Source organism: Sphingobium xenophagum NBRC 107872 (assembly GCF_000367345.1).
GTDB classification, from domain to species: domain Bacteria; phylum Pseudomonadota; class Alphaproteobacteria; order Sphingomonadales; family Sphingomonadaceae; genus Sphingobium; species Sphingobium xenophagum.
On sequence record NZ_BARE01000049.1, the window covers coordinates 1 to 21267 of the forward strand.

Consider the following 21267-nt stretch of genomic DNA (forward strand, 5'->3'; position numbering starts at 1 on the left):
CGTTGGTGGATCAGCTCGCGCTCAAATTCGGCAATGCCGGCGAACACCGTCAGCACCATACGGCCAGCGGGCGAAGTGGTATCGGCCCAAGGCTCCGCTAGAGAGCGGAGCCCCGCGCCGACCTCGTTCAGCTTCTCCGCTATGTCGAGAAGATCCTTTGTCGATCGAGCGAGCCGATCGAGCCGCGTCACGACCACCACGTCATCATCGCGAAGCTGGTCCATCATGCGGGCCAGCTCGGGCCGGTTGCGCTTCGCGCCCGACACCTTCTCTTCAAAGGTTCGGCGACAGCCCGCGTCCTTCAACGCGGCACGTTGCAGCCGTAGATCCTGATCGTCAGTCGAGACGCGCGCATAGCCAACAAGCATGTCGCGAATGTGCATCGAAACGCCGACTCTTTGCAACAGACTTATGCGACAGCGCCAACGCTGGAAAATCGGTCTCCCGCCCCCGTGTCGCGAAACTTACGACATTTGCGAAAAGCCGACGCGGCAGCCTCGCGCCGCGATCAGCTCGGCCGACCGCGCTTTTCAAACCAGCTTTGGCAGAATTTGAGGAAGTGCCGTTCGGCGTGCTTTGGTGCGATTTCGTTCTCACCAAGCCAGTTGCGCCATTCCCGTTCGAGATAGTGCACGTCCCACCCCGGCGCGACGTTCCGGGCATCGCCGTAAATGTCGCCATCGAGCGCGCCGGTCCAGGGCTCAGCAGCGGGGGCCGCTAGCGCGGCCTTCATTGTTCCGCGGTTGGTGAAAGTCACCATGTCCGTCTCATGGTCGAACTCAACCATGTAGTCAGGTAGATGATCGCTCGCGGCCAGTTCCTTGACCGCGAACCGGAAGCGCCGATCGGTCCCTTGCGAGCCGGATTTCTTGAACAGGACGCCCAGCGACACCTTCCAGCTCGCTTGCTGGCCGCAATGCTTCCGCGCTAATTCATAGATGCGTCGTTCTATGGGCTTCCGGAGCCGGAAATAGTCACGATGCAGGGTCAGCACTTCGTTGTGCCGGATCGCGTTGAACACCCAATCGGACAGCTTTATTTCGCAGTAGATCAGCCGCCCATCCAGGCCGTGCGAACGGCGGATAGATGAGGCGTCGATGAGGCCGAAGCCGTCAATCTGTTCCTCATTGCCGGTGACGATGTTCGTCCGAATCCGCGTGCCCTCAAGCCGGTCCAGCGCCTCTATCAGCGCCTTATAATCCTTCCCCGCCGTTCCCCGGTTCGTGAAGACGAGCAATTCGCGGCTGCTAATCCGGACACGTTGCGAGACTGGCTCATTGAGCTTCAGCTTCGCCATGATCTGCGAAATGCAGTAAATCAGGATGTCTTTGTCATAGATGGTGGCGAGCCCTTTCACGCTAGGCGTGACCTCAAGCCAGTTACCGTTATGCTCGTACCGTCTTACCGAAGTCTCAGGCTTCTTCGACAATGAGTAGAACGGATGCTCCATTTGCGGCATCACGTCCTTTAGAACAGCGTCGCCCACGTCGCAGATGAAGAGATCGTGTTGAGGGTGGCGCTCTGGAATGAGGGCCGGTGGCCGAGGGGGGGCTTCGCTTTCCATAAAACGCATCTTCGGGGTATCAGGAACGATTTGTCAAGGTTCGGGGTATCAGGAACAGCAGCCCGAGATTCGGGGTTTTAGGAACAACGCCGCCCTGTTCGGGGTATCAGGAACACGGGACCGGGATTCGGGGTATCAGGAACCTCTATGCGGGGTATCAGGAACGACCGTTCGGGGTATCAGGAACAAAGCCGCAAAAAAATCGGCTTTTTTCCCTTGGAAAGCAAATACTTACGAGCCGCTAGCTCAGCCGTAACACAGATACATAACCCATAAATAACACCCTACGCGCGCGAGGCTCGCCTGTGGATAACTTTTGGCGTCCTTGATTTCATAGCGGGCTCCTTGATTGCACTGCCCGAGGTCAGAGACGAGAAACGAAGCACCGCCTCTTGGGGGCTTCGCCCCCGCCGGCTCCTCGCTTCGCTCGCCCGGTCACGCTTCGCGTGACCTCCCGCCCGGCATCCCCCAGCTATAGACGGCCTTCGGCCGACGCTTTTGATTCGTTGGGGCTGGCAGAACCGTCGCACATAACCAGCAACGACAGCACCAAGCGGAGAAGAAGACGCGGCGGCTACGCCGCCGCGAATGCTCCCCAAGGGGCGCAAGCGGATTTGGCAGCGCTCAATCGTCGACGTTCGCGCCGGCTGACAGCGATTTGAAGGGAAGAAGGGCGCGGTTCGGCCGACCGCATGACGATCGATCGACGCCGGACTGTTGCACCAGGCCGAGCGGGAGGATCACTCCCCTGCCCTTCCGGATTTTCCTCGAGCTGGGCGGATCAACTACGCGCGCCGGATATGCCCGCGAGATCCTTTCAACCCACAGCGCGGATTCAGGCCGCGACATCACCCGTTGGTCTGATTGGTGCAGCTCCCCTGCCCCGCGCTCGCGATCGGCGCCGGCGACACCTTGAATAAACCGCGTGTTTCCGTTCGCGATCGGCCGACAATCATTAAGCAACCTCTTTGCTTCCGCGCCTTCGACTGATCGGCAATTCCTTATTTGACGGGGAATGGTCGCAGCGCCACCTTGTACGATCAAGTAAATAACCGGCTTCGCCTACGGTTTCCGCTTCGCGGACCCTCCGTTTTTTCACTTGATCGCGGTGGCATCGCTCCCCTCTAAATCCCCATCAGGAATTAGCCTGAGCAGTCGGAAGGACAGGACAATGCAGAACATCGCTGAATTTCGGATCATCGGCCGCGTCGGCAAGATCAACGAGCATGACAAGGTGACGAAGGTTTCCGTCGCCGCCAACTACAACCGGCAGGAGAACGGCGAGTGGACGACCGACACCAACTGGAACGAGGTGACAGTGTTCGGCCGCCTGATCGAGCGCGCCGCGAAGGCCGAGAAGGGCGACTTGGTTCATATCACCGGACGGGTGCGTCAGAACTCCTACGACCACGCCGAGGGCAAGCGCTACACCGTCGAGCTGATCGCCGATGGCTTTGCGGTGCTGGCGAAGGCCGGCGAGCAGGACGATCGCTGACACGGGCGGGGCCGCCTACGGCGGCCCCTTCCCTCTTCCTGCCGACGCGTATCGGGCACAAGGATCGCCCGAGGATATCCACTAGATCGCAATATCTATATCCCTTGCAATATACGGTGGTTTCCTTTAGCTTCCATGCCTGCCGAGCTGTCAGCCGGTGCTAAGGGAGCCCGTCGAATGCCCGCGATTTCTGTAGCCAATCCGAAGGGCGGCGCGGGCAAGACGACGCTCGCCTTTGTCCTGGCGTGCGAGCTGGCGCGCAGCGGCGCGTCCGTCGCTGTAATCGATGCAGACCCGAACGCGATCATCGCCGGTTGGGGCAGGAAGCGAGGGGAGCAAGGCAAGGCGCTTCCGTTCCAGATCATCGCGAGCCCGAAGGAGTCGGAGCTTATCGGCTTGATCGACCGTCTTACGCCGGCACACGATTTCGTCCTCATCGACCTTGAGGGAACAGCATCGCGGATGACCTCGCGCGCGTTAGCGCGCTCGCACCTGGTCCTTATCCCGTTCAACCTTTCGCCGATCGACGCCGAGCTTGCGGCAAATGCCGTGGCGTTGATCCAAGAGGAAGCGGAGGCGCTTGGCCGGACCATTCCTTTTCGTCTTGTCCGCAGTCGGGACAACGCCGCGATCGAGACGAAGACGGCGAAGCGGATCGTCAGTGCGATTGCGGCGGCCGAGCTGCCACTACTTCCAGCAGGGCTAGTCGAGCGTGCCGCGTACCGCGATATTTTCGACTTCGCAGCCACGCTTGAAGAGTTGAACGACGGCGAGACATCCGGCCTTAGCGCCGCTCGCCGCAACGCCCTTGAGGTGGCGCGGGCCGTGGTTGAGGCGGTCCAGCAGGAGACGAAGCGATGAGCGGTTACGGGTTTGGCAAGGCGGGGAAGCCGGGACCGAAGCCGGCTGACGACACGCTCGACCTAAGCGGCATTTCGCGCGAGCCGGTTGTCGCAGATCCCCGGCGCGAGGAAGCCGCGGTGCAACGCGGGGCGGCCCTTGGCTTCATCGACCGGGGGGAGGGGCCGGTAAGGCGTCGCCGGCAGACCGTGCCGCAGGGCAGCGTCTACATCAAAGGACCGAAGGACACGCTTGATTGGTTTGTGGAGTTCACCAACGAGCGCGGCCACAGCGCGTATTGGCAGACCATCGCGGAGTTTCGCGAGATGGTCGAAGCCAAATCCCGGCCAGGAGGTGCAGGGTCATGAGCGGTATCGAGCAGGCAGGTTTAATCGTCATCGCGGTTATCGCGCTGATCGTGATCGGAGCGCGCGGGCCGTATCGCGGCTCGCGCATCCGCGACGAGGATAGCGCTACGTGGTGGTACGCCCATCGCTCTTGGTGGAGGCACCGGCCATGAAGACGATCGCCGTCAACATCGAGAAGGGCGGGGCGGGCAAGACGACTATCGCCTGTCACCTTGCTTGGCACCTAGCCGACGCAGGGCATCGGGTCTTGGTCATGGACCTTGATCGCCAGTGCAACGCCACGTCCGCCTTGCGAGAGTTCGAGCAGCTAGGCTCTTGCAAGCCGCTGTTCGAGCCGGGTTACGAGCCTCCCGAAACGGGCCGTCTCGCGATCTATTCGAACAAAATGGCGGGCGAGTACGACGCCAACTATTCCGGCGCGCTTAGCGCGTTCAGGGCGAATTTTCCGAAGCTCGCGCCGCAGTTCGATTATTGCGTCATGGACACGCCGCCCGCGTGGAGCTGGATCAATTTCGCCGCGCTGATGATGTGTGATGACTTGATTGTGCCCGTGGAGCTGGGGCCGTTCGGTCCGGACTCCACGAAGCAACTTTCAAATTCGATCCAGACCGTGAACCAGCGGGGCCGCACGACGCCGATCAAAGTCGCCGGCCTCATCGCGAACCGCGTCAAGGCCAACGATCGCAACCAGCTCGCCATGCTTGCCGAGTTGAAAGCGAAGATCGGCCGCAACCTCTTCACAGCGTATTTGCCCGATCGATCGCACTACAGCCAGTCCGTGCAAGCTGGCGTCCCGGTGTGGCGACACGACAAGGACGTTCGCAGCTCGTTGCCACCCATGCGCGCCTTCCTTGAAGAAGCCATGCAGCGGATAGGAGCTTAATCGTGGAGTTCGGCAATTTCGACGTTTTCGCCGCCAAGGACGAGGTAGCGGGGCAGGCCCGTGTCCTGTCGCTCGATCCTAGCCAGGTCTATCCCGATCCGGACAACGTAAGGCGCGCGATCGACAAGAAAGAGATCGAGGCCCTTGCCGCGACGATCAAAGAGCGGGGCCAGCTACAGCCGATCACGGTTGCGCCAGCGGACGCCGATGGACGCCACATGGTGCATTTCGGGGAGAGAAGGTGGCGAGCGTGCCAGCACCTCGGAATCCCCGTGCGCGCGATCGTCAGCGAGCAGACCGACGCCGCTCAAGTGCGGATCGATCAGTTCATTGAGAACGACCAGCGCGAGCAGCTTTCCGCGCTCGACATGATCGCGTTCGTCGCCGCCCAGGTGAAGGCCGGAAGATCCGTTAGCGAGCTGGCGCGCGTCACGGGCCGCGATCGAGCTACGCTTGCCCGCTATCAGTCGCTCGCCTCAGCTCCCGACTTCATCACCGCGAGACTGGACGATATTTCCGCGCGTGGTGCCGCAGCCCTGTTGACCGCCGCCCAGCGCGACGAGGTGGCAACCCGGGCTTTCCTTGAGAGCGCCCCGGTTGGCAGTTTGACCGTCAAAGCGTGCGAGCAGTTTGCCCGAGACGTGGGAAGCAAGGGCCAGGAGCCAGCGCGTACCGGGAAGGCCGAAGCGGATCGGGAGCCCGCGAAGGTGGCGGGCGAAGGGGAGGGGAGCAAAGCCCAATCTCTTCCTTCCGCGAATGACTCGACCGAGCCACGCGCTCCGGTGGCGAGAAGGGGCGCGCAGGCCGATGCAGGACGCTTCATCGACGTTGAAGGCAAGCGCGCACGGATCATTGAAGCGGTGCTGCACTTCGAGGACGAAGACGCGCCCCGGACCGTTCGTTTCGATCAGTAGCGACGCCAGATAGGCGGGGCTCGCTGCGCTCGCCGATCCCCCGTTTCCGCGCTTTCGTCGCTTTCAAGCATCATCGGAGATTGTGGCACGTGCCACAGAAAAGGGCGTGAAAGTAGTGGGGGGTGTTTGATGGCAGGATAGGGGTTGCTGCGTTTATTGTATTACACTACACCTCGCAAGCGAGGATGACGCAACCGATGACACCCCCCACTGAAGCCAAAGCGATGATGACAGTCCGCGTTGACCGCGCGACGCTCGCCGCCTTCGATGCGCTCGCAGAGGGAAGGGGAGGCAGGAGCGCGCTTTTGCGATCCATGCTCGACCAGGCCATGAGCCGCGTCGCGGATGCGCCGCGTGTCGCCCCGCGAGCCGAGCCCGCAGGCAACCGGATTTCGATCACGCTCACCGACGCTGAAATGGCCGTGCTGGACGCGCGCGCCACCAAGAGGGGCATCGACCGCGCCGGATGGATCAAGGCGCTAGTGCGCCGCCATCTCGGCTTGAAGGGCCACGTCGACGACGGGCTTCGCGATGCCCTTGCGCCGATCCGGATGCAGTTGCAGCGGATCGGCCGCAATCTTAATCAGGCGATGAAGGCCGGCAACGCTGCGATGATGGCCGACAGCGGCCTACAGATCGAACGCGAGCTGGGCCGGATCGTCGACATGCGCGGAGAGATTGGCGAGCAGGTGGCGGCGCTGGGCGACGCGCTGCGCAACGATTTGTCGTTCTGGCAGGTGGCAGACTAATGGCATTTGAGGACGAGCTGTTCGGGGCGCTCAAGCCGGTTTTTCGGCCACGGGTGTTTGGCGATCCCAACCTGAAATATGCCAAGCAGATCGTAAGCGGGACCGGCCAATTTGCGCCGCACCATGCCAGCGCGCCGCCCAGGTCGATCGACGTTCGAGCGGTTCTCGCGCGCGTCGTGCGCAAGTCGCCTGAAGTCGTCGTGAAAGTGACGGGCCGGAAGAAGGGCGCATCCCATGTTGCGGCCCACCTCGACTATATCGGCCGCAAGGGCGAAATCGTGATTGAGACGCGGGACGGCGAGGAAATCACGAACAAGGCCGACATCGCGCGCATTGCCGAAGAATGGGGCGATTCCGCCTCATGGCGGAAGGGCACCAGCGTTTCGGCCGTCTCTATGGTTTTCTCGATGACGAAGGGCACGGACCCGGAGGCCGTCAAGCAGGCGGTCCGCGAGGCGGCCGATCGCATGGTTGGCGACAATCACGATTATCTTATGGCGCTTCACACCGACACGGACCGCCCGCATGTGCATCTGACCGTCCAAGCCGAGGGGCTGGACCGCAAGCGCTTCGATCCACGGCGTGAGGATCTATTCAAGTTCCGAGAGGCGTTCGCCGAGGCGCTGCGCAGCCGTGGCGTCGAGGCTGAGGCCACGCCGCGCTACACGCGCGGCCAGGGCAAGGCCGGCGTCAGCATGGCGCTCACACAGATGCGCGCGAAGATCCTCAGTGGCGCGTCGCGCCAACCAACCGATGCCGACATGAAGCAGGCCCGGGAAGCGATGATGATCGCGCTAGGGAAGGGCGAGCAGCCCGCATTCGTGTCGAAGGCTAAGGAGCGCTGGGAGGACACGCGCCAGCGCTACGAGGCGGCGGCCGAGTGGCTGGACCGCAGCGACAACCGCGCCGATCACGCCCTTGCCGGCGACGTGCGCGCGTTCCTTAAAGAGCGGCCGACGATCGAGACTGTTCCAGACCGCGCCTTGAGAGAGGCGACGCGCCGCGTAAAGGCGGCGCAGGAGCGTCAGGACGGGCAAGAGAGGCCGCAGGAGCGCTCACAGCAGCGTCAGGCCCCCACGCCGCCAGAGAGGCCGCAGGAGGGCCACACGCGCGATGTCCCGACGCCTCAGAGGCCAGGACCGACGCGACGGCGGTAGCAGGCCGCCTACCAGCTTATGTCGAATATTTCCGGACCGAACATTAGTGGTCCGGAGAAGGGGCGGGCGCTGCGCAGATCGCGGCCGTCGTCGACCATGAAGCTCACATGCGGGCGGTAGATGGCGAAGTCCCACGTCGCGCCGGCAAGACGGTGCGTTTCGTGCCGGTCAGACAGGACGTGCGAACCGAACTCTAGCGCGACCAGGCCGCCCCGGCGCGCGAGCGTCCGCCCGCGATCGGGATCGAGCGCGACGGGCGAGCTGTCCAACTGGATCGGATGCGGGCGCTTGTGGATGCGGGCAACGCTCAGGTGCCACGCCGAGGGGCGAAGGTCCGCGAAGCCTTCGCCCATGGCCCACTCGGCAAGATCGGCGGCATTGGTCAGGGGCCTTATCAGCATCGGGCCGATCGCCCCTTGGTCGATCACCGCCCCCGCGTCGGGGTTTTCTGCAAGACCTGATCCTGTTGAATTTCGCGGATGCGCTGCGCCTGTTGCTGCTTCACCTCGATGCCGGCGACCTGTTCGCCGCGCTGTAGGCGTCCGGCAATTTCCTCTTTCCGTTCGGACACGAACTCGCGTTGCTTCGTCGTGTCGTTCGGGAAGCGGCCCGAGGCGAGCGTAACGGCATGGGCGACGTGGCTTTGCGCGCGCTTCAGATCAGGGTCTTTTGCGTTCTGCACGTCGGTTTGGCGGCGGAACCGTTCGGCCAGATCCTTTGCCGGATCGGCCTGTTCCTTGTTGTCGCGCGCCTGATTTGACGTGCGGGGCGCTTGCTCCTTCGTCGGCGCGGCCGCAGCTTGTCGCGCTTGCTCGCGATCGGCCGCGGCCTTGGTTTTCTCGTCGGGTTTATAGCCATCGATCCGGATGCCTTGTGCCGACGCGGCCAGATAGGCGGCCCGCTTGAACTCTTCGTCGCCGTTGATCTTGAGCGAGGTCCAGCCATTCGCTTTCGCGAGCCGCACTAGATCCGGCAGCGAGTTTGCATCCTTGGCCTTGATGCGATCGGCGGAAATCGTGGCTACCGGCGTCTTGTCGTGCGCGGAGCGGTAGAGCTTGTTTCCGACGCGCAGGAACCTCGATTCTAAGTCCGAGGGCAATTCTACGTTGTTGCGCTTCCTGGCCGCCATATCCGGTCCAGAGGGAGTCGCGTTCGCTTGCTCAGCCATCTTACCTCTCCTGCTCGATTACACCCACAACCTCAGTCCCGTGCCGCTCAGCCTCGACATCGATCAGCATGTCAGGAAAATCCGACGTGACGACGCAATCCATCGCGAACGTGAGCGCGTCAGGATCGGTCAGTTGATCGAAGTCGGGCAGGGCGCAGTCCGGAAGATCCTCATCGTCGCGGACCCGGCGCGCGATCGGCGGCACCGTCGGCGCGGGAAGCACGCGCCGGGTGAAATGCTGATCGGCGAAGTACCGGATTTTGTCGCCGTGGATCGGCGGCATACCGCCACGCAGCAACAGCAGCTCGCTATCCGGAAATTGCATCAGCTCTTGAGGCAGCAGCAGGGCGCGACGCTGATCGGACATCGACTTTGAGCGATTGGCGAGCATCCCGTGGATCGTCAGCGACTTGGTGACGGACTCTTGCCCGACATAGCCAATGCGTTCGGACAGCTCATTTGCCACCCGCACTTCCTTGGGCGTGAAGGCGACTTCGACGCCGCAGTTGGCGACAATCTCGTTGGCGACATGCTCGCCATAGACGGCGCGGAGCTGCGATCGAGACTGGATGACCGGCAAGAGCCGGATGCCGTAGCCGGCGACGTAGGAGAAGGCGCTTGCGATGACCTGGGCGCGGCCGATGCGTGCGAACTCGTCTAGCACCACGAGGATCTTGAGCGGGGTCCGGTTGTCCGGCAGATCGCGCACGTTCAGATCGATGAGCTGTTGAAACAGCAGATTGTAGAGCGGCGCAACGCGGTCCAGCTCGTCAGGCGAGACGCCGAGATAAATCGACATCGGCCGCGAGCGCAGCTCGCGCAGATCGAAGTCGCTTTCCTCCGTTGCCGCGTCGACGCGGGGATTGAGCCAGAGGCTCAGCTTTGACGTGACGGTCTGGACGATGCCGGCGAACGTATTGTCCGCGCCGGAGGTGAAGTCGGCCAGGGCGTTGCGGCAACCTTGTGAGAGCGTCGTATTTTCGAGCGCCTTGCGGAAGAACCCGCGCGTGTCGCCCGTCGTCATGAGCCGATAGATCGCGCCAATCGTGAAGGGCTCCGACGATTGCGCCAGATAGGCGCCGACGCCCACGAACGCCGTTCGAGCAGAGTCCGTCCAGAATGGTTCGCCCCGCTCAGGCGGGACGAACAGCATCGTCGCGATCTTCTGTAGCTCAATGATGACCTGATCGGCGTCGTCGCGATCGATGTAGCTCAGCGGATTATATCGAGCGGTGCGCCCCTCCGGATCGGTCGGGTTGAAGAGACAGACGGCCTGCCCGAACTTCGCGCGAAAGCCCGCCGTGGCGTCCCAATTCTCCCGCTTCACATCGAGGACGACAAGCGAGTCCTGCCAGCTAAGCAGGTTCGGGATGACGATGCCGACGCCCTTTCCAGAGCGGGTCGGCGCTTCGACGATGCAATGTTCATTGCCGCCGAAGATCAGGAATTTGCCGCGCTTCTTCCCGAGAACAACGCCATCGTTGGAGCGAAAGCCGCCACGGCGGATCTCGCCTTCCTTGGCGAAGCGGGCCGCACCGTGCAGCGGAGGTTTCCTCGAGACGAACCAGAACAGCAGCAGGCCGGCGACGAGCGAGCCGGCAGCTACCCCACCGCCGAGCGCTTTCAGGACAACCGGGTCGCCCCGGTAGTACCAAAAGAATTGCGGCATCTTGAGCGGATCGAACTTGGAGGCGGGGAGCCCGAGGACGAACCACGCGATGATCGAGCCGATGAGGAAGACGAGGACCAGGGCGAACGGTAAGCCCGCCGCCAGCGCCGCGCCGCTACGCCGCGTGCCGGCCTGCTGGGTCATAATAAATCTCCGTCATTTTGAACTCGCCGTCGACTTTCTTCATCTGCACGACGACATCGACGAGGATCTTGAGCAGCGAGCGAATGTCGTCACGCGCGAGATCCGCGCCGCCTTCGCTCTCCTTCACCAAGAGCGTAAGTTGCTCAAACGCCAGTTCGGCCGAGTCCGCGTGAATTGTCGTGATCGAGCCGGGATGGCCGCTGTTGACGTTCCGCAGGTAGAAGAACGCGGTTCCGTCTCGCAGCTCTTGAAGCAAAATGCGGTCGGGTCGCATACGCAGCGCGCTTTCTAGCAGCTCCTTAGCCGTCACTTTCGCGGTGCCTTGGCCGTCCTTGCTATAGACCATGTGGACGACGTTCTTGTGCGGAACGACCAGCTCGCGGGTGTCCTCAATCGTCAAAAGCCGCTCGTTCTCAGGAATGAGCTTGATGAGCCCTTTCGAGAACGTCGTTTTGCCGGAACCCGTCGCCCCCGAGATCAGGATGTTGAGGCGGCTTCGCACAGCCAGGTCGAAGAACTCGACATGCCGCCCCGTGTTGAGCAGCCCGAGCAGCTTTTCCTCAACCGGGCTCACCCGCTTGTGCGCCACCTTCGTTTCGCTGAACAGGCCGGCAGCCTCGAAATCTTGAAGCGTCATCGTCTTTGTCGACGGCTTGCGAACCGTGACCGAGACAGTCCCATCGGGAACGACGGGCGGGATGACGAGCTGGACGCGCTCGCCAGTAGGGAAGATCGTTGAGCAGATCGGATTCTCGCGCGTCACGTCCTGCGACGTGAAAGCCGCCGCAGCGCGGGCAAGCTCCATAAGCGCATCGAGCGTCATCGACTCTTCGCGCTCCCAGGACCAACCGCCCCGGCGTTCGATCCCCACCAACTGAGGTTCGTTCACCACCACTTCCGTAACATCAGCCTCATCCAGATATTTGCGGAGCGGCTGAATCGCGTTGTCGAGGATCGCGGTGTTTCGGAAGGGTGCGACCGTCACTTTAGACCAAGCCCATAGACCGAGGAAAAGTCGAAATCCTTGGCGACTGTAATTCCCATTTCCGCGCCTTGATTGACCCGAACCACGGGCCGGATTTGCTGCGTGTCGGACAGGATTTGCGAGGTGGAATCCGAGGGAACGCGCGTGATGTTGGTCCCTTCGGGACCGACTGCCGACGCGCCCACCTGGCCGGCGCTTTCAAGCACGCTGAACAGCAGCGCCGTGCCGAACCGCTCCCAAAAGAAGCGATTGACCTTGCCCGTGATACCGGAGCGGCCGAGCTGATCGGAAGCCGGGGAGCCGATGTCGATCGCCACGCCCCGAGGTGTGACCGCCCGCGTCCACATCGCGAAAAGCCGATATTGCCCGCGTTGGAGGCCCCCTTGGTACTCCCCGAAAACGCGCGTGCCCTTTTCCATCAGGACGACGCGGCCATTATCGGAATACACGTCGCGAGGGATGATGCAGGTCGCGTAGCCGGGCACGCTGCTATCCATCGCCGTCTGCAGGGTGCAGGGGATGATGGCTCCCGCCGTGATGAGATAGTTGCGATCCCCGATCATGCGCGCGGTCGCGCGGCCGATCGCCGAAGTCCGCTTCAGCTCGTCCAACCGCGTAGCGCTGGCCTGTGCCGGCGCGGCGGAACCGCCGTCCTTGCCTGCATCGTCGGCATTTGCCGGTCGCGCCATGCCGACCCCGTTGTTGTCGCCACCAAAGGCGACGAGCGTTGAGCGACGCGCCGCGTCCTGCAAGGCTATGGCCTGATCCCGCCGCCGTTCCGCCGCCGTCTGTTCGCGGCCCGCACCTTGCCCGGTCGCAGGCCCAGGAGCCCCACCCGGCCCGATCGGGGGCACTTGCTCGCCCGTGAGCTGAACGGGCGCGTTCGGATCGGTCGGAGCCGTTCCGAGCGTCGGCGCAATGACCGTTTTCGGATCATAGGGCACCTCGACCGCAGCCGGCCTTGGAGGGGCCACAGGAGCGTCATCACTACCGCCCACGCCCGCAGCGACCGTCAGCACGGTAAACAGCAGCGCGCCGCCCACAGCGCCCGCGACGATCATACGCTTAGTGTCCCACTGAAAGTTTGAGAGCGACGGAATCCGGTTCGGCCGATCAGCCGCAGGTTGCGCGCGATCGATTTCGTCCATGTTGGGCGTCGCATCGACGTCGAATCTTTTGTCTTCTGACACGTCATTTCTCCGGAGCTGTTTGCCGATCGACGATCTCCGAGGCCGTGTCGGTCTTCGGATCGCGGCCGTAGAAATTCGGGCTTTCGTTGTAGATGCACAGGACCACCTTGCCCCGGCGCAGGCGCAATTCCTTGTAGACGCCGTGAACAACCACGAACTCATCCCGCACATCGAACGGGGCCGTTGCTTCGGAGCCGTCAGGATTGACGATGAAGATCGCCGGTATGTCGCGCTGGTTCGGGAAGCGCAGCACTGTGAACTGCCCGTTGTCGCTCACTTCGGAAGGCTGGAGAGCGGTCGCGCCCTGGACCATGTAGTTGAGGTTCCGCGTGCCTTCGAGAACGCCAAGATCCAGCGCCGTCTTTACCGCGCTGTTTTGCGCCTCAAGCGCGGCGGCGAGCTGGGCGCGCGCCTGTGCGGCGCGCGCTTCCGCCGCCTCCTGTTCTGGATAGCGCACACGGACCTTGAAGAACGTCCCCGGCGAGCGCGCGCCCTGCACCGCGACCACATCAAACGTGTAGTTGCGCTTCTGCCCCTGAAAGTCCGTCACGACGATGAGGTTCGTCGCGCCGGCCCTCTCGCGTGGCTTGATGAAGAGGGAGTTTTCAGCCGGCGCGACCTCCCACGACACGGTATCGCCCATCGCGACGAACTTGATTAGCTCGCCGGGGGCGAACTCAATCTGCGTCGCAGTCCGGAAGGCGCTGCGAATGACGATGACGTTGTTGTCGTCATAGTTGACCTCGCGCACCCGATGATCCGGGCCAGATTGGCGGGGCGTTTGTTGTGCCAGTGCCGGCGTTGCCGATAGCACCAGGCCAAAGGCCAGCGTGGCTTTGAGAAGCTGTTTCATCGACCGACGACCTCCACGTCCGCCCTGTAAGATTTAACTTGCAGGCCGAGGGGGTTGGCGTAGCGCCCCGCTTCCGATTCCGGCTTCGACAGCACCTCAAAGGTGATCGTGGCGATGGCCGGCGTCTCGGTGACTTGCGAGTCCCGCTCAAGCCGCTTCGTAAAGCGGACCTGAGCCACTTGTGGATTGATGAAAGTTACAGCCTTGATCGACACGAATACTGTGTCGTTGCCCGTGAGCTGGTTCTGCGGAGAGTCCGGATTGTCCTTCTTGAAGAAGTTAGTCCATTTCCGCTGTTCCTCCGCCGACGACAGCGCAAGGATGGCTCTGAAGTTCTCTTCGCGAGCTTGCGGAATCCACCCCTCGCGAAGCCGAACATAGTTGGCGAGGAAGTATTTGCGGACCGCCTCGTCATAGGTGATCGACTTATCGCCACGGAGCTGTTGCGTGACTTCGGTTGCTCCCGTCGATCGATCGACCGTCACGACATAGGGAACAACCGTCTTGAACGGAGCCAGCGCCGCAACAGCTCCGATCCCGCAGACCGCAAGCCCGCTCGCCACGGCCGCCACGGTCCAGGCCAATCGCTTGGAGCGGTTAGCCACACCAAGGCGTTCGCGATCCCAGCTTTCCGCTTCCGCGAAATATGCCTTGAGATCCTCTGTGCTGTCTTTGACGCCGAGCGCCATGTCAGCAGCTCCTGTATGAGATAGGCAGGGCCGAGATACGGGGCGCGCTGGCAGGCGCAGCGCTGATCGCGGGCACTGTGGTTTCGGAGGTTGGCGCGGCCCCTACGGGCGCGCTTGAGGGTTCAGGAAAGAGGTTTGTCGGCGGTTGCACCGGCACCGCTTGAGCAGCCGGCCCCGCGTCAGCACCGCCGTTCGAGCTGGTGACGCCAGCGCGAGGCGGGATCGTGGGAAGCACGGTCCCGTAAAGGTTCGCGGGACGCTTCGCGGAGCCGTTGCAGCGCGCCAGCTTGGCGTCCTGCGCACCCGAGGCACAGCCTTGGGTGAGAGTCAGAAGGGCAAGCGCCCCCATCGCGGACCTAAGTTTCATGCGGATCTCTCCCGAAATTACGTTCGTGTCAGTGTGCCGCCGCCACCGCGGCCGCCCGTGTTCGCGCCACCAATCCGCGCGTATCGAGCGAGCGCGCCGGCTGAATTGGCTGGCGCGTTCGCAAGGGCGCGGCCAGCCATCGGCGCGACGTTGCCCGTGACGGCATTGGCGAACTGCGCTGCCAGCGCCGGTCCACCGCCGCCCAGGCCCGAGGCGAGGCTTGGAATTTGAAGGAAGAAGAAGAACCCGAGGATGTAGAACGCGATCGCCTTGAGCGCCGCGATAAGCACTTCATCGCCGGTAGTGATGGAGTCGATGAAGGTGTCTGTGGTCTGCGAGATAAACAGCGTCACCAGCAGCGCGAACGCAACGAGCATGACGTAGCTGATTACCGAGCCCAGCCACCCGAAGAAGTAGCCCCGCGTGGAGTCGAACAGCAGCGCGGCAAGGAACAGCGGGCCGACGACGGCCAGCAGCGCCAGAGCGAAGAGGGCGAACGCCGTGATCGTGAACCCAAGCGCGCAGGACAGCAGCGCAATGAGCAGGATCGCCAGATTGACGAACGCCGCTAGGATGATTTCCATCCAGTTGTTCGGGATGCCGACGAGATTCTGACCCGCCGCAGCGGTGTGAATTTCAACAATCTCATCGATCCTCGCCATTGCGCGGAACGCGCCGGCTAGGAGCTGATCGTAATAGCCGCCGAGCCCCCCGGCATCGGCCCCGCCAAGGGCGCTCGCGAAGTCTCCCGGCAGTCCGGTCATCGTGAATGCGCCAATGTTGGCACCGTAGAGCGACGTAACCGCGATCGTCAGCGCGGCCAGCTTGACCGCGCGATAGGCATATTCGCGGAACGGATACTGCACCGCGCCCCGGAGGATCGCGCCGCCAAGCAGGATAATGTAGATCGTGACGCCGACACGCAGAGGGCCGGAGACCATGCCGATGATCGCGGCATATCTGGCGATGATGCCCGCGAGCGCGCCATCGACCATATTCATCATGGTCTCGAAGATCGGAAATTCCATTACCTTCTGGCCTCTCGCGAAAGCATCACCGCCTAGATCCCCATCTGCTTTTTCATGTGTTCGGTCCGCTCACGGCGGTCGCGACGGGATCGCGCGGCATTCTCGTTGTTGCAGTTTTCAGTCACGACAGCGGGCCAGCTCGCCAACGGACGCTGCGACGCCTTCCATTGGTCGCACATGGCTTTGACCTCTACGGCCGCCTCCGGATTGTCGAAGAGGTACTGTGCCGACCGCAGCGGAATGTCGGACCGCAGGGTGTCGCCGTTCTGAGTTTCCTCAGACGGCGAACACCCTGCGCCGATCAAAACCAGCGCCAGGACACCAAGGCGCAGCGGCTTCGTCACTCGTTGATCCCCATTTGGGAAAGCATGTGGGACCGCTGGGTTTGGCGCTGGGTCTGGTACGCCTGATAACCAGCCTCAGCCTTCGCGCGGCGCTGAATTTCGATCGCTTGCAGGGCAAGCTGATCGTTCATCATCTGCGCCTGTTCGAGCTGGAGGCGGGCCGTCATATCGGACCGTTCAGCGGCAGACGTTGCGCTGTTCAGCCGCCCGCGCAATTCCTCGAGCCCTTGCCGGCGCGTCGAAACGGAATCGCCGACGTTGCCAGCCAGGCCCGCCGTCACCGCAGCTTCGCGCGAGCCCTGCTCATACGCCGTCCGCGCGCCTTCGGCCGCGTTGGGCGAGATACGGCCCATGAGATCCTGATAGACATCGTTCGCGCGGCCTCGCAGCCCACCAACCACATTCAGGTCGCCCGAGGTGTACCCGTCCAGATTCGACGACGAGACATCCGTAACGCGAAGCGCATCCGTCTTTAGCTGATTGGCGATGCGGCCAATGTCCGTCGCCTTATTGATGTCCTGATAGAGCTTTTGCGCTTCGTCGATTTGCTGCTTGGTCTGTGCGACCACCTTCCGCGCCTCATTCAGCTCTTGGAGCTGGCGGGCAAAGGCAGTCGGATCATGAACGATCCCGCCAAATTGCGCGTAGGCCGGACCCCCGGCCAACAGGGTTGAGCCCACTAGGCTCAACGCAACGAGCTTCATCTTACGCATGGTTCCTACTCCTTCAGCTTGGACGACGCCGCTTTTGAAAGATCGGCAGCCAGACAGCGGGGTCGCGGCCGTATTCGGCCATCACCTCGCACGCGATTGCGGTTGTCTCGGCACGTCCCGAGAGCACCGCAAGTTCATCGTCCAGCCCTGTAAGATCCAGCTCGACGACAACACTGTCATGCCCTTGCTTGACTAGGAACTTGTGCGACTCTGGCGACAGTTCCTCGCGGATCAGGGCAAATTCGGCTTCGGACATACCGAAACCGTCGATGTAGTCACGCCGCGCACCCTTCGGGTTTGGCAGCATGATTTGCGTAGCGACTTGCTCAAGGATCGAATGGCTAATGTCGCTCTTGAGAGCGTCAGCCGGCGATTGCGTCGCGAAGACCATCAGCGCGTTGCGCTTCCGGTATGTCTTGAGGCCGTCCTGAGCGAAACTGCGAAAGGCATCATCGCCCAGCGCTTTCCAGAACTCGTCGACGGCAATAATCGTCCGCTCGCCCGTCAGCAGATCGTCGATGCGCCGAAACAGGTAGAGCATCAGCGGCGTGCGAATGTCTGGATTGTCCAGAAACTCCGTCATGTCGAAGCCGAGGAAGCGCGTATCGAGCTTCATTTCGTCTTCCGCGTTGTCGAAAACCCAGCCCAGCGCGCCGCGCGAGGTCCACTTTTCGAGGCGGGCACCGACGCCGCCAGCGTCAGCCATGCCGAGAACGCTGCGCAGAGCGTCGAACGACCGGCTTTCCGGGGGAAGCCGCATTACCGAGGCTATGCCCTCGTCAATCAGCCGCTCTTCCTGAACCGTGATTGGGCGGTTTTCGGCGCGCACTAGGTTGCGCACGAACAGCGATAGCCAGGCCCGATCCTCAGCATTGTTCGACAGCGCTTTGAGCGGCGCGAACCCCGTGGGCACGCCGTTCTGCAGGGTCAGGTATGTGCCGCCCGACGCCAGCACGAAGATTTGCGCGCCGCGGTCCTTGTCGATGAAGATTTGCCGCGCGCCGGTCTTCTCGGCCTGCGCCATCAGGAAGTTGACAAGAACCGTCTTGCCGCCGCCCGTTGGGCCGATGACCATCGTGTGTCCGATGTCGCGCTTGTGGAAGCTGAAGAAATAGGGGCTCCGCGCGCTGGTCTTGAGCAGCGCGATTGCGTCGCCCCAATGGTTCCCGGTTGGCATCCCCGCAGGGTAGGTGTGGAAGGGCGAGAACGCCGCGAAGTTCAGCGACGTGATCGGCGCCGGCCTTGCCCGCCACGCGAAATTGCCGACGAGCTGGCTCCAATACGCCGCCTCAAGAGCCGCGCCCTCGCGCGCCGCCACCATGCCCGTATCGGCCAAGGCCGTTCGCGCGATCGACATATGATCGCGCAGGGCGCGGAGGCTGTCGGCATAGACCGCGAGCGTGAAGTGATGATCGCCCAGGACAAAGCGGTTCGACATCAGATCGTCGGCCGCGTCGATCAGATCGAACATTTGGCTTTTCGCGCGATCGTCGGCGTTCTCCATCTGCTTTTGGCGCAGGCGAAAGCGCTCAGCAGCCGTCGCGCGGCCAAGGAACGTGAACGATTGCGTCAGCACGAAACCGAAATCGACGGCCAGCAGGGATTCGAACTGGCGGGGCGTCGTCAGCGCCGGATACTCGCGTATCCCAAAGATGCCGCCAAACGAGCTGCGATCCGCGTCGCGGACCTCGACCGTCTCACCGCCGAAGATCGTCCGTTGCCGGTAGAGAGCGCTTCCGAGGTGGCCGCGAATGATCGGCACGCGCCGATGGCGGCCCGTCATTATCATTTCCGCGACTTCCAGCGGCTCAGAGAACTTGAGGCCGCGATGCCCGTAGATCGAAAGCCGGCGTGGGTCGCAGCGGGCCAACAGCTTTTCAAAATCGCGCGCCTTGTCCTCTAGCCGCTCAACCAGATCCTCGTCGATTTGATCGGCTTCGGCACCGAGCCGCGACTTGCTCTTGAAGAGCTGCATCAGCTTGTCGGCACCGTGCACCGCAGGCCGCGCTACGAGCGTGACGAAGAAGCGGTTCATGAACATCCGCTCTTTGTTCATTCGCTCGAAATAAGCCGCGTCGAGATCCCGCGCGAATTTCGAGCGGAAGTCACCGCCCGGATACTGTTCGACGCGCGACCGGACCAAATGCGTCCAGATCGAGAGCCGATCGTCATGCAGGTTGCGCAGCATGACGTTCAGCTTTGAGTGCCAGTCGTTCAGGTCGCGAACGTCGGAGGTCTCAAACGCGCGACCTTGAAGCTCGAAAGTGAGCATCAGGTCGCCGGAGTCCAGCACGATCATTTCGTCATTGATGTGCCGCGCATACGGCAAGAATTTCGTTGGCATCACTTCCTTGAGCGCGATCTTCATCGGCACAGGATCGGAGAGGCGATTAGCTTTAGCCACGGCGGCCGAACCCCTTACGAGTGATGCCCTTGAGCGGGAGCGGGGTGTAGCTTGAGCCACCCCAGAAGGCCCGGTTCCGGTTTGCCGCCTTGGTGCGGCCCCACAGGAACAGAAGGCGGAAAGCGTTCACGTCCTGGCGCACGACGAGGCGGGCCAGCGCGTACATGACCGCGCCCGTGATGAGCGCATAGATCGGGTTGTTCGTGCCGATCAGGACGATGGCGGCAGCGAGCATAATCGGCACGGCGGCTTCGATCGGAATGCCCGCCCAAAGCGCAGGGCGCGTCACCGCTAGGAACAGCGTGTTACGCGCCATGACCTCTTGTTCTTCTGCCAACCTCGCCTCCTACGCTACGCTACGAAGAACGGCGGTCCGACCGGGATCGGACCGCCTTTCCACGTCAGGCCCCGCCTGCAATCTGGTCGACGATCCACGGTGCCGAGAAGATGATGGCGATGCCGATCACGACGGTGACGAGCGCCCCCGTGTTGACGCGCCCCATCAGCCAGCCAGCGCCGGCCACGATCAAAGCGATGATCGCCAGCGCCCGCATGAGGCCGTTGCTCAGCAGGCCCAGCACCGCGTTAGCGATGCCCTCAAGATTGGCCTGCGCATACGCAGGGTCAGGAGAGGCAACCGAGACGATCGCCATGACGGCGAGCATTCCCGCCCAGCTCGCAACGCGGCGCTGGCGCGGGTTCCAGCCCTGAACGCGGGCCGTCACATACGACCGCAGGGCTAGGGCTGGCCCCCCGATCGAAGATCCGATGTTCATTCGACTTCTCCTTTTTGGGCGGAAACCGCCCGCTCATATTCCGCCTTTGCGAACACATCCCAGGACGGCGGGGGAGGGGGAGGCGCAGCGGACTGCACCGAAACGGATGTGTTTTCTTTGACCACCTCTTGAAGCAGCGCAGCGCCCGAGGGCGGCGCTTCATCGGGGCGGTAAACCGCTGGCGTGCCGGCGCTCGCGCCGTCCACGATCGAAAGCCGACCCGCCTCATATGAGACGGGCGTGAGGCCATCGGAGACGCCGGCATTGCCAAGCACCTTGCCCACATAGCCGTTCCGGAAACCCCGAACCTGCGAGCCCGTGTTATACATCGAGAGAGCGACGCGAAGCGCCGTCTGAGGATCGTAGGCGGGCCGCACAGTCTGATAGTTGCCGGCGAGAACCCTCCCGGCAGCGGCGATGTTGGTGCACGGGTCGAACACCGTGTCCCACGTCAGGCCGAGCCAGCGCATGTTGCGCGAATTGATCTGGCCTAGCCCGAGATCGACCGAATAGCCCTTCGAGACGTAGTAGCTGGCGACGCGGACCGCATCGGCCGCCGTCGCGGGGCGGGCCGGTTGCCGGCCCAGCCCATTCACGTTGAGCGCGAACTGATAGCCCCGGCTTTCGGTCTCCACGATCGCAGCGATTGTCGATGGCGCAACATTGGGAGCGCACTGCGCTGCCAGGCCAAGGATCGCTGCGGTTGTGAAGTGCATTACCCGGCAGCTCCCCCGATTGGAGGCGCTTGGTTTTTCCCCCACGCCGGGACTGCGGCGCGAGGGACGATGCTATCACTGGGTAAGCGATTTTGCATGTTTTCGCCTCTCTAGGGAAAACACACTAAATCGCTTTATCGCCCTTGGCTAGCCCTGTTGTGAATCACTCGCAGACACGCCGAGTCCCTAGAAGTTCGCCGAGTTCCGAATCCCAGGGCGAGGGTGGACTGAAACAAGACCGTCATACTCGT

At 62.7% G+C, this 21267-nt stretch carries 24 protein-coding genes; 8 read left to right on the plus strand and 16 right to left on the minus strand.

Annotated features, from left to right (window positions below):
* Positions 1-368 (minus strand): recombinase family protein (locus SX1_RS18010; RefSeq protein WP_026149902.1); only part of this gene is annotated, 368 nt, incomplete at its 3' end.
* A gap of 140 nt (positions 369-508) precedes the next feature.
* Complete coding sequence (locus SX1_RS22925) at positions 509-1564, minus strand: replication initiator protein A (RefSeq protein ID WP_043145994.1); 1056 nt, start codon at positions 1562-1564, stop codon at positions 509-511.
* A 1171-nt stretch (positions 1565-2735) separates the two neighbouring features.
* On the opposite strand from SX1_RS22925, the gene SX1_RS18030 reads away from it, so the two are divergent.
* From SX1_RS18030 to SX1_RS18065, 8 genes are all read left to right on the plus strand, one after another.
* Positions 2736-3059, plus strand: coding sequence for a single-stranded DNA-binding protein (locus SX1_RS18030; protein WP_019054139.1), 324 nt, complete (start codon positions 2736-2738; stop codon positions 3057-3059).
* A gap of 177 nt (positions 3060-3236) precedes the next feature.
* On the plus strand, positions 3237-3920 hold the full coding sequence (locus SX1_RS18035) for an AAA family ATPase (RefSeq protein WP_043145996.1): 684 nt from the start codon (positions 3237-3239) through the stop codon (positions 3918-3920).
* A complete protein-coding gene (locus SX1_RS18040) occupies positions 3917-4267 on the plus strand; it encodes a hypothetical protein (RefSeq protein ID WP_019054141.1) in 351 nt (116 codons plus the stop codon). The genes SX1_RS18035 and SX1_RS18040 overlap by 4 nt, the downstream gene beginning before the upstream one ends.
* Positions 4264-4419, plus strand: a complete 156-nt coding sequence (locus tag SX1_RS24285) for a hypothetical protein (protein ID WP_019054142.1) — start codon at positions 4264-4266, stop codon at positions 4417-4419. The genes SX1_RS18040 and SX1_RS24285 overlap by 4 nt, the downstream gene beginning before the upstream one ends.
* Positions 4416-5150 carry a ParA family protein gene (locus SX1_RS18050; RefSeq protein WP_019054143.1) on the plus strand — a complete coding sequence of 245 codons (735 nt, stop codon included), beginning with the start codon at positions 4416-4418 and terminating at the stop codon, positions 5148-5150. Before SX1_RS24285 ends, SX1_RS18050 begins: the two co-directional genes overlap by 4 nt.
* A 2-nt stretch (positions 5151-5152) precedes the next feature.
* The gene (locus SX1_RS18055; RefSeq protein WP_019054144.1) at positions 5153-6064 is read left to right on the plus strand and encodes a ParB/RepB/Spo0J family partition protein; all 912 of its coding nucleotides are present in this window, start codon (positions 5153-5155) and stop codon (positions 6062-6064) included.
* A gap of 185 nt (positions 6065-6249) precedes the next feature.
* Positions 6250-6813 carry a hypothetical protein gene (locus SX1_RS18060; RefSeq protein WP_255209792.1) on the plus strand — a complete coding sequence of 188 codons (564 nt, stop codon included), beginning with the start codon at positions 6250-6252 and terminating at the stop codon, positions 6811-6813.
* Between the two features lie 53 nt (positions 6814-6866).
* Entirely contained in the window at positions 6867-7970 is a 1104-nt protein-coding gene (locus tag SX1_RS18065) for a relaxase/mobilization nuclease domain-containing protein (RefSeq protein WP_255209793.1), read from the plus strand.
* Between the two features lie 8 nt (positions 7971-7978).
* Here SX1_RS18065 and SX1_RS18070 read toward each other — a convergent pair whose 3' ends face one another.
* From SX1_RS18070 to SX1_RS18135, 14 genes are all read right to left on the minus strand, one after another.
* Positions 7979-8371 carry a hypothetical protein gene (locus tag SX1_RS18070; RefSeq protein WP_157410271.1) on the minus strand — a complete coding sequence of 131 codons (393 nt, stop codon included), beginning with the start codon at positions 8369-8371 and terminating at the stop codon, positions 7979-7981.
* A gap of 23 nt (positions 8372-8394) precedes the next feature.
* On the minus strand, positions 8395-9138 hold the full coding sequence (locus SX1_RS18075) for an LPD7 domain-containing protein (RefSeq protein ID WP_157410273.1): 744 nt from the start codon (positions 9136-9138) through the stop codon (positions 8395-8397).
* A 1-nt stretch (position 9139) separates the two neighbouring features.
* Positions 9140-10951 carry a type IV secretory system conjugative DNA transfer family protein gene (locus SX1_RS18080; protein ID WP_019054149.1) on the minus strand — a complete coding sequence of 604 codons (1812 nt, stop codon included), beginning with the start codon at positions 10949-10951 and terminating at the stop codon, positions 9140-9142.
* On the minus strand, positions 10923-11936 hold the full coding sequence (gene virB11, locus SX1_RS18085) for a P-type DNA transfer ATPase VirB11 (RefSeq protein ID WP_019054150.1): 1014 nt from the start codon (positions 11934-11936) through the stop codon (positions 10923-10925). Before virB11 ends, SX1_RS18080 begins: the two co-directional genes overlap by 29 nt.
* A complete protein-coding gene (gene virB10, locus SX1_RS18090) occupies positions 11933-13126 on the minus strand; it encodes a type IV secretion system protein VirB10 (protein ID WP_019054151.1) in 1194 nt (397 codons plus the stop codon). The genes virB11 and virB10 overlap by 4 nt, the downstream gene beginning before the upstream one ends.
* 1 nt (position 13127) lies before the next feature.
* A complete protein-coding gene (gene virB9 / locus SX1_RS18095; protein ID WP_019054152.1) occupies positions 13128-13979 on the minus strand; it encodes a P-type conjugative transfer protein VirB9 in 852 nt (283 codons plus the stop codon).
* Positions 13976-14668 carry a VirB8 family type IV secretion system protein gene (locus SX1_RS18100; RefSeq protein ID WP_019054153.1) on the minus strand — a complete coding sequence of 231 codons (693 nt, stop codon included), beginning with the start codon at positions 14666-14668 and terminating at the stop codon, positions 13976-13978. The genes virB9 and SX1_RS18100 overlap by 4 nt, the downstream gene beginning before the upstream one ends.
* A 384-nt stretch (positions 14669-15052) precedes the next feature.
* A complete protein-coding gene (locus SX1_RS18105; protein WP_019054154.1) occupies positions 15053-16063 on the minus strand; it encodes a type IV secretion system protein in 1011 nt (336 codons plus the stop codon).
* Positions 16064-16095: 32 nt separating this feature from the next.
* A complete protein-coding gene (locus SX1_RS18110) occupies positions 16096-16407 on the minus strand; it encodes a hypothetical protein (RefSeq protein ID WP_019054155.1) in 312 nt (103 codons plus the stop codon).
* A complete protein-coding gene (locus SX1_RS18115; protein ID WP_043145991.1) occupies positions 16404-17120 on the minus strand; it encodes a type IV secretion system protein in 717 nt (238 codons plus the stop codon). Before SX1_RS18115 ends, SX1_RS18110 begins: the two co-directional genes overlap by 4 nt.
* 13 nt (positions 17121-17133) lie before the next feature.
* Positions 17134-19488, minus strand: coding sequence for a VirB4 family type IV secretion/conjugal transfer ATPase (locus tag SX1_RS18120; RefSeq protein WP_019054157.1), 2355 nt, complete (start codon positions 19486-19488; stop codon positions 17134-17136).
* A 28-nt stretch (positions 19489-19516) separates the two neighbouring features.
* Entirely contained in the window at positions 19517-19840 is a 324-nt protein-coding gene (locus SX1_RS18125) for a VirB3 family type IV secretion system protein (RefSeq protein ID WP_019054158.1), read from the minus strand.
* Positions 19841-19925: 85 nt separating this feature from the next.
* Positions 19926-20300, minus strand: coding sequence for a TrbC/VirB2 family protein (locus SX1_RS18130; RefSeq protein WP_019054159.1), 375 nt, complete (start codon positions 20298-20300; stop codon positions 19926-19928).
* On the minus strand, positions 20297-21016 hold the full coding sequence (locus tag SX1_RS18135; protein ID WP_019054160.1) for a lytic transglycosylase domain-containing protein: 720 nt from the start codon (positions 21014-21016) through the stop codon (positions 20297-20299). Before SX1_RS18135 ends, SX1_RS18130 begins: the two co-directional genes overlap by 4 nt.
* Positions 21017-21267: the final 251 nt, after the last annotated feature.